5 protein-coding genes are annotated in these 4,311 nt (G+C 61.3%); 2 read left to right on the forward strand and 3 right to left on the reverse strand.

Annotated features, from left to right (window positions below; all coding sequences use genetic code 11):
* Both AHiyo1_RS22275 and AHiyo1_RS22280 read right to left on the reverse strand, forming a co-directional pair.
* Positions 1–369 (reverse strand): hypothetical protein (locus AHiyo1_RS22275; RefSeq protein ID WP_059390039.1); only part of this gene is annotated, 369 nt, incomplete at its 3' end.
* A 384-nt stretch (positions 370–753) separates the two neighbouring features.
* A complete protein-coding gene (locus AHiyo1_RS22280; RefSeq protein WP_059390035.1) occupies positions 754–1,326 on the reverse strand; it encodes a recombinase family protein in 573 nt (190 codons plus the stop codon).
* 267 nt (positions 1,327–1,593) lie between these two features.
* On the opposite strand from AHiyo1_RS22280, the gene AHiyo1_RS22285 reads away from it, so the two are divergent.
* Both AHiyo1_RS22285 and AHiyo1_RS22290 read left to right on the forward strand, forming a co-directional pair.
* The gene (locus AHiyo1_RS22285; protein WP_172465703.1) at positions 1,594–2,586 is read left to right on the forward strand and encodes a hypothetical protein; all 993 of its coding nucleotides are present in this window, start codon (positions 1,594–1,596) and stop codon (positions 2,584–2,586) included.
* Positions 2,587–2,673: 87 nt separating this feature from the next.
* Positions 2,674–3,585 (forward strand): DUF3825 domain-containing protein, encoded by a 912-nt coding sequence (locus AHiyo1_RS22290; RefSeq protein WP_059390037.1) that lies wholly within the window; start codon positions 2,674–2,676, stop codon positions 3,583–3,585.
* 111 nt (positions 3,586–3,696) lie between these two features.
* Here AHiyo1_RS22290 and AHiyo1_RS22295 read toward each other — a convergent pair whose 3' ends face one another.
* A complete protein-coding gene (locus tag AHiyo1_RS22295) occupies positions 3,697–4,080 on the reverse strand; it encodes a DUF4265 domain-containing protein (RefSeq protein ID WP_275937095.1) in 384 nt (127 codons plus the stop codon).
* Positions 4,081–4,311: the final 231 nt, after the last annotated feature.

The raw sequence follows: 4,311 nt of genomic DNA on the forward strand, positions 1-4,311 counted from the left end.
GCTGACAGCGGCGTTTAGCTCGGCCTCGGCAGTCGCGGCAGCCGTGCGGGCAGCGGTGATCCGCCGGAAAGCCGCGGCGTCCCTATCAACCTGAGGCGCCGGGCTCAGGCGAAGGTCCGAGCCGTCCACCCGCAGCGGCACGGCGAGGTGCTCGACGTGCAGGACGTAACCTTCTTCGGGCCCGCGCTGAACGTAGACGGTGAGGACGGTCTTTCCCTCGCCGTCATCGAAGTCCACTTTCCCGTAGCTCTCGCTCGGGCCGACAGGCCACTGGCGCGGCCTCAACCGCTCTCCAGCGTCGTACGGCGTCGACTCGTGGACGTGCTCTCCGAGGCTGAAAGCGGGGGCTTGTGCTTCGCGAGGGGTCATGCTGGCCGTTCTCCTTGCAGGTTCGGCGTGCCGCTGCGCCGCGACGGGTCGGGGTAAAGCAAGGGCTCTCCACTGGGGGTGCGATGCTGCTTCATCATCGATTCCCCCCATCCACTTGATCACTTCGGTGTTCGCAGCGGCATTCGGGCCGCGCCGCAGTACCGATACCAGTACAAGGTACTGCGGGTTGAGACACACGAGTACCGGGTACTCGATCCTCCCCGCCAAGAGGTGGAAGACCATGCACGTGTACTTGGCCCAACAAGGCTTACTAGACGATAGATTCCAGGGGGAGCTACTGGGTCAGCTCATGGCAGGAGAGGCACGAAATTGAGCTGAGGCTCCGCTGAATCGCGGTGTGGCCGGCGCGTTGTCCGCGGAGAGCTAGGCCTTGGACCCTGCACGCTGGATCGCACGGTAAACGGTGGATCGGGCGACGCCGAAGAGTTCGGCGATCTCCGTCGTGGTGTGCTTGCCGCCCTGGTGGAGGCTCACGAGGTGGGATTCCTGCTTTTTGGAGAGCTTGGGCTGCCGACCTCGAAGCTTGCCTTTGGCCTTCGCGACCGCCATGCCTTCGCGGGTCCGGGCTCGGATGAGGTCGGATTCGAACTCGGCGACCATGCCCAGGACGTTGAACAGCAGTTTGCCCACCGGGTCGTGCGGATCGTAGATGCTTCCGCCGACATTCAGGGTCACTCCTTTGAGGGTGAGCTCGTCGGCGATGTCCCTTGCGTCCGGAAGCGAGCGGGCGAGGCGGTCGAGCTTGGTCACCACGAGCGTGTCGCCGTCACGGCACGCAGCCAGGGCCTTACCCAGTCCAGGGCGGTCGCGCTTGGTGCCGGTGAACCCGTGGTCGACGTGGATCGCATCGGGGTCCACACCGGCGGCCGAGAGGGCATTGCGCTGGGCGGTGAGGTCCTGAGAGCTGGTCGAACAACGAGCATAGCCGATGAGCATACTTTGGACTGTAGCGTATAAGCACGTTCACCGGGCAATAATTCGGGCAGGGTATACGGGAATCCAGCGGGGGCGGAATCACGCGGATCTGAACAGGGGCTCAAGGCTGCCAGGGAGGCGTCCGGTGGACGACCGGCTTACGGGCGGCATCGCCGCTGAAGTCTGTATATCTTCATGCTATGCCGGAGTCCGCGGCTATGCTTTCTGCGTGAGGGGTAGGGAAATTCCTGATGTACAGCACCCGGATGATGAGACGAAGGCCGAGTGGTGACGAGTCAATCCGGCGATCGCGCGGATTCGGCACGAGCTGACAGCTGCGCCTACTTTGTCAATAACCGGCCCCAAGTCTCCTGGGCTTGGGATCTCAAGGACCGAAACCTTAACTTCCTGCGAGCAATCGATCCGGGCTACTACGTCCATATCAGGAAACATGAGGCTCCGATCCTAGAAGAAGCAGGGCTCGACGCTCAGTACGCTGCAGCGTCCATCCGTCTAGCTCATGCTCAGGCCGTCGAGACGCTGTTCGCGCTACTCGGAGCGCTTGCTCAGGCTCCGTACTGTCCCATCGGGTGGATGCTCGCATACTCGAACCCCGAGCTCCGCGAAGTGACCAAAGCTCTCATTTCAATACAAGGGCTTGTCGATAAGTCGGCATGGGAAGAAGGCGTGACGCTTGGAAAGCTCGCCAATCTTGTCTTCAGCCGCACGGGATGGCTTGAGGAGAAGGTCGCATCAACGGCGGAATCATTTGCGCGGATGTGGCAACACTGGGCCTCGAGCATGCTCGACATGCATCAGGTCGCTGAATATAACTCATTCAAGCACGGGAGTCGGGTGGCCCTCGGTGGTCACGCCATCAGGATCGGGCGCGAGACAACGCCTGGCTTAGCGGTGCCGTCCGAAGGGATGGTGACGATGGGAGGGAGCGTCTTCGGTACGTCGTTCTACACCTCGGTCGAACTCGGCGGAAGGCTGCACCAGTACCCGCAGCAACGCTCACACAACTGGAGCGCCACCGCGCTTGTCGACGGACTGGATCTGCTGGCGATGTCCATTCGGAACGTAATCGCCTGCCTCCGAATCATTGGTGGCGACGACCCAGGGGAGTGCGAGTTTCAGATCCCTGAGGATCCCGCTGCATACAACCTGCCATTCGCCCCCGTTAGGGGCGTCACGTTGAGCAGCTTCGACCTCAAGCTGGGGGTGGAAAATATCGAGCCGCTCACGAAGGATCAGGTGCTTCATCGGCTTCGGCCTTAACAACCAGTCGCCGTCGCGATGATCACCGATGCTCGCCCTGGTACTTCCTTTGCAAGTTGCAGCAGTCCCTGATCTATCCTCACCAATATGGAATATCCCCCTGTAGTTCAGCAGACGTCAGCGCTGGCTGATTCCTTCGCTGGACATCCGAGTACCATCCGGAACTTCGCGTTCTTCTCCTATCGCGGCGACGAGCGCCTCGATACAAGCGACTTGAGTCCTCGCGCATGGTCAGATGCGCTCAATTCGCTGGCCGAACTGGCAGAGCCAGAGGAATGGACCGGGGCTGTCCCCTCGGCGCTCCCGCGGCCCATCCTCGACAGCTATGTTCGATATACGTACCAGCGGCTTGCCATGGAGAACAAAATAGCCGTCACTGAGGATGGCGAGTACGCAGCCATGAATACCGGGCTTCTTACTACCTACGCGGAAGACGTTTTCGGCCTTTTCCAGCGGAACCGGTCGACCCGGTCAAATGTTCAACCTTGGTTCTTCCAACGCTGGGCGACTGAATCCGATCGAGACATCATGCGGCACTTCGGCACTGAGCCCCCGATGCTCGCTGAGTACGTGACCGCCGCAGCTGACTTGGTTTACGACTGGCGCAGGCCGCTGAAACTGGCCTATGAACACATCTTGGGGGATAACCTCGACCGCTTCCCTCCCGAACTTGCGGGGATGCCTTCTCGAGCGCGGGCGGCGCTTACTCATTCAGTTGAGCTCACCCTCAAGCGCGTTCGCCGCAACTACAAGCTAGTCGTACCTCAGTGGTACCCAAAGCTCCAAGAGGCCGGAGCGCAGTTCTTAATGCCCCTCGACCTCACGGGATCCGACTCAGCCGACCTCGCATTAGTGGTCTCCCAGGTGGGAGACAGCGGCTACCGCGGGCATACGGTTCTGACGCTGGAAATGGCCTACACGAACGCGCGGCTCGTCGCCCGCCCTGACAGCGAGTGGTTGAAGCCACAGGCACCTGATCTAGGGCCGGCCGACATGTAGGCCATAACCGGTGGGTCCGCGACGTGCTCAGGGTTCGACCCCGACACGGATTGCCCTTGCCGCCGACGTCCGGTGAAGGATCCTTCACCGGACACCCGTTCCGTCGGCTGCCTACCTCAACTGTTGTGTTCGGCCAGTCTCATAATGAAGGACGCCATCGCATTCCAATGCGAACAATCTGTCGGCGACTTCCCGCGCCTGGGGCTCGCAGCAAGACATGGCGAAGAACCCCGGAGAGATGAAATCGAGGAGGCAACCTTGCTCGGCAAGTTCAGAGGCCAGGGGCTGCCAGGCGTTGGGGTCATCCGATTTCAGCAGGACTCTGAATGTGAAGTTGAGAGCGTCGCGCTCCACTCCGGTGGCAACGAGCGCATTCTCCGCCGATCGCATCACGTTCACGCGGTCGCCAAAGTTGACGTCATAGAGATACGCGGGGACTGCCAGGACAGTCGCCGTTCCGTCCTTTTCCAAGCGACCGCGAAGACCCTCCCACATCTGCTCCGTGTCAGGTTCAGGGGGTACCGCAAACCATAGGGTCTCTTGCGCTTCCTGAGCTTCTGGAAGGGGCTGGAGTGAGTCATCGCGCCAGTGTGCCACGACGCTGGGATGTTGCCGGTAGTCAGTCACCAGCTGAGACTACCCAACGAACGCATCCATGAGAGCGCTCCGGCGGACATGCCCTGTAATGCCTGATGAGGGAGCCCGAGCGAACCGTGCCGAAGAGGG

It is taken from the genome of Arthrobacter sp. Hiyo1, assembly GCF_001263615.2.
GTDB lineage: Bacteria > Actinomycetota > Actinomycetes > Actinomycetales > Micrococcaceae > Arthrobacter.

What these genes read in the sequence shown, in the direction of transcription:
- AHiyo1_RS22295 (WP_275937095.1), bottom strand. Translation starts at nt 4,080, where the DNA reads ATGTGGGAGGGTCTTCGCGGTCGCTTGGAAAAGGACGGAACGGCGACT.
- AHiyo1_RS22280 (WP_059390035.1), bottom strand. Translation starts at nt 1,326, where the DNA reads ATGCTCATCGGCTATGCTCGTTGTTCGACCAGCTCTCAGGACCTCACC.
- AHiyo1_RS22290 (WP_059390037.1), top strand. Translation starts at nt 2,674, where the DNA reads ATGGAATATCCCCCTGTAGTTCAGCAGACGTCAGCGCTGGCTGATTCC.